This window comes from Kineococcus rubinsiae, from assembly GCF_011839805.1.
GTDB lineage: Bacteria > Actinomycetota > Actinomycetes > Actinomycetales > Kineococcaceae > Kineococcus > Kineococcus rubinsiae.
This window is the reverse complement of sequence record NZ_VWPY01000116.1, coordinates 1-4,086: the sequence shown is the minus strand read 5'-3', so window position 1 is coordinate 4,086 and position 4,086 is coordinate 1. Positions and strand designations below refer to the sequence as shown.

The 4,086-nt window shown below is 38.7% G+C and carries 2 protein-coding genes and 1 pseudogene; 2 read left to right on the top strand and 1 reads right to left on the bottom strand.

The window, feature by feature from the left end; translation table 11 throughout:
• Both F1544_RS27230 and F1544_RS27225 read left to right on the top strand, forming a co-directional pair.
• Positions 1–221: pseudogene (locus F1544_RS27230) on the top strand (iron ABC transporter substrate-binding protein); the annotation flags it as partial.
• A gap of 87 nt (positions 222–308) precedes the next feature.
• Complete coding sequence (locus F1544_RS27225) at positions 309–1,940, top strand: ABC transporter permease (protein WP_167588541.1); 1,632 nt, start codon at positions 309–311, stop codon at positions 1,938–1,940.
• A gap of 104 nt (positions 1,941–2,044) precedes the next feature.
• Here F1544_RS27225 and F1544_RS27220 read toward each other — a convergent pair whose 3' ends face one another.
• Positions 2,045–4,084, bottom strand: a complete 2,040-nt coding sequence (locus F1544_RS27220; RefSeq protein ID WP_506318480.1) for a TonB-dependent receptor family protein — start codon at positions 4,082–4,084, stop codon at positions 2,045–2,047.
• Positions 4,085–4,086: the final 2 nt, after the last annotated feature.

The following is a 4,086-nucleotide window of genomic DNA, read 5'->3' as shown; positions in this document are numbered from 1 at the left end:
GTAAAGAAGCAGTTCAATTATTGGAATTCTTATCCTCAGATCATGCACAAGCAATCTATGCACAAAGTGGTTATGAGTATCCAGTAAAACCTGGTGTGAAGATTGATCCAATTATCGCAAGTTTCGGAAAGTTAAATATTGATAACGTCCGTCTGAGTGAAATTGCAAAATATCGTAAAGCAGCAAATCTGTTAGTCGATAAAGTTCAATTTAATCATTAAGTGATTTTATGGACAGGTCATCCATTTTGTTTTGACCTGTCCAATCAAACTTCTTAAACCTGCTCTTCAATAGATTCTTAATCTCTAATGACCAAAAATAAGCATCACTTTAATTTATTTACATCGCTCAGTGGGGTATTGACCTTACTTGCTTGCTTGCCTGTTATTGCATTGGTTTTAACAGCAATTCAGGGTAATAGTGATATTTTTGGGCATCTGATTCAGTATGTTCTGCCCCCTACTTTGGTTGATACCAGTATTTTATTATTTGGTGTTGGGCTACTCACGATTTTAATCGGGACTGGTAGCGCATGGTTAGTAACCGCATATCAGTTTAGAGGTCGAGCTTTTTTATATTGGGCGCTGCTGCTTCCCCTTGCAATACCAACATATATCATCGCTTATAGTTATATCGATATTTTGCATCCTATCGGACCAGTACAAAGCTTTCTAGCAGCTAACTTTGGTTGGGAATCTCAACCTGCTTGGTTTCCGAATATTCGCTCTGTTTGGGGCTGTATTTTTCTATTAAGTTTTGTCTTATATCCCTATGTCTATTTAAGTACACGTGCGATGTTTCTCATGCAATCAGCTAGCTTGATTGAAGTTGCACGCAGTTTAGGACTCAACCCGAACCAAGTTTTTTTTCGAGTCGCGATTCCTTTAGCTCGCCCAGCAATCGCTGTGGGGGCTAGTTTAGCTTTGATGGAAACCATCAATGACATCGGTGCAACCGAGTTTTTAGGCGTCAAAACTCTATCTTTATCGATCTATTCAACATGGACAAATCAATCCGATCTCGCTAATGCTGCACAAATCGCGATTTTCATGTTGATCATTATTACTTTATTGGTTGTTATTGAAAGACTGGGTAGACGCAAACAACGCTATATGAACTCTGCTCAACGTAGTCGATTGATGCCAGCACAACAACTCAGTGGCACAAAAGCTGGTTTATGTTTAACGCTTGGATTAATCCCTATCACCATTGGTTTCCTCATTCCATTCATGCATTTATTGGTGGAATCTTATAAGCGTTTCAAATATGCAGGTTTTTCAGACTATTTATTACAAGCATCAATCAACACTTTATTTTTAGCTACAGTTGCTACTGTGATCACAATTGCAATCGGATTTTTTATTGTCAGTGCGGCACGCTTTAGCCAAATTACATGGTTTAGCCGAATTGCTAGTTTAGGTTATGCAATACCTGGAACTGTGTTGGCCATTGGTCTTATGTTATCACTTGGAAAAATTGATCATGCGGTAGCTGATTTTCTTGAATTTAAGTTAGGAATTCACACAGGCTTACTCTTTTTAGGAACAACTTTCACCCTCGTTTATGCTTACAGTGTACGCTTTCTTGCAATCGCAATTGGTGGAATAGAGTCTGGATATAATCGTATACATGGCGTATTTGATGACGCGGCTCAAAATTTAGGCCGAAATCAATTTTTAATATTAAAAGAAGTTCATCTTCCACTACTCCGCCCTGCAATCATCTCTGCAGCATTACTTATTTTTGTGGATTGTATGAAAGAATTGCCGGCCACCTTGTTACTTCGACCTTTGAATATGGAAACCCTCGCAACTCAGTTATATGCTGAAGCCTCAAGAGGAACATATGAAGATGGAGCAATTGCAGCATTATTAATTGTTTTAGTGGGTTTGATCCCTGTCATTCTGCTTGCTCGTATGAGTAAAGTGTTAAACAAATAAATAAGATTTTAGCGATATAGCGAATTCTGCTATATAGTCCCCAAATAAGAAAGGGTTGTATTTAATCAATACAACCCTTTTTTCTATGTCTACCGAATCATCGATTAGAAACGATAACGAACACCGGCTTCAAATGAACGCTCAGGACCAACATAAATCCCTTGACGTAGACTTGCGATATAGCGCTTGTCCTCTAAGTTTTTAACTGCACCATAAAACTCAACTTGATCATTCAAGGTATAGCGTGTTGTCAAATCGACAGTCGTGTAAGCATCGATTTTTCCAGTAAAGAATCCTGAAGTATTCTCTACAATCGGTTTGGTATTTAATTCATCAGTAAACTGAGAACCTGTATAGTTTGCACTCAACTGACTACGTAGACCTGCATAGGTATAACCTACCCCAAGATTTGCTACCCATTCAGGTGTATATGGTACACGGTCACCATCTTTTGATTTTAGTGAACCATTTTTGTTGTAACGATCGCCTTTGAACTCAGCATTTGCAATCCATGTAAGATTAGCAAACACATCAAAACCATTCTCAAATTCTAAACTTACAGCACCTTCAAGCCCCTGGTTGTAAGTTTTACCTCCATTGGTCGTTTGGAAATCTGAGTTACTGTTGGCTGGAATAATTTGATTGTCAAAGTCCATACGGAAAGCAGTTAACTCGTAACGAACTGCATCTTGCTGACCTCTTAAACCCAACTCCCAACTTACCGCAGTTTCTGCATCTAGTTTTTGATCTTTCATTCCACTGAGTGAGTCACCATTTAGTGCTGGTGAGAATGCCTTGTAGACACTAGCGTAAAGCTGAACAGCTGGAATGAATTGGTAGGTAACACCTAATCCGGGCATTACTTCGGTATTTGAAGTTTTAACTGTTTCATTTTTTTGTTTGTCATCACGTTGCTGTTCATAGCGTTCAACACGGACACCAGGCGTTACGGATAATTGATCTGAAATATCGAAACGGTTTTGAGCATACAAAGCAACACTCTTCGCAGAATCTTTAGTATCTTTTGCTGTTGTACCTGTGCGTGGTGTAGCTCGAGTTGCATTAATCGTAACGTCATCCATTTTCTCATTCATCACGCGCAAGCCAATCTCAGCTTCACCAGGAAGATTAAAAATAGTATTTTTTGCAATCAGACGAGTTTCCGCTCCAATACGTTCAAAAGCACGATTATTACCACTTACATTATCAGTATAAATCCAACGACCTGCAGCTTGTGAAGCTGTAGCATTCACACCATAACGCCAGTAATCACGATTCATTTCACTCCAATACAGCAATGTTTGAAGTTCAGTATCTGGATTAATATCCCAACGATGATTGATATCAAAAGAATTTCGCTCTGTTAAGAACCAATCATCAGGAGCAGGATTATTCTGTTTCTTGGCATGATACTCACCCAAGAACTGACCACGATATGAAATATTGGCATCATTTTCATAATGAGTAAATTTAACGCCAACCCATTGATTATCACCAATGGCTGTACCTGCTTTGATAACGGCATCTTTCATTTCATAGCTTTTATCCATGAAACCGTCACTTTTCGCCCAACTTAAAATCGCTCCAACATTACTATCTTTCGTTGGAGAACTGCCACCCAATTCAACAGTTGTCTTATAGGTATCCCAAGATCCAATTGATAGATCAACAAGAGCACCATCTTTAGGTTGTTTAGTACGATAATTTACTACACCACCAATATTCATAGGTCCATAACGCAACGCAGAAGATCCCTTGAGAACTTCAATGCTATCTATACGTTGAATACGAGGATTATAATAACGACCATTTCCAACAAATAAGCCAGCCGCTACAGGTACACCATCTTCTAAAATAAGTGTTTTGTAATCAGCCGAACTAATTCCTCGCATACCAATATTGGCAACAATTGCAGACTCCTCTTCAGGTTTAACATACACACCTGATACGCGTTTTAAAATTTCTTCAGTAGAGCTTGGAGTGAATTGTTGAATTTGCTCTTGGCTTACAATTACCGCTGCACCTGGAATTTTTGAAATTGAATCTTCTTGTGAGCCAATCACTTGAATCGTAGGTAATACAACAACTTGTTGAGTTTGTTCAGTAGCAGCATAAAGCATTGGTGCAAAACCACCAAACAGCAAAC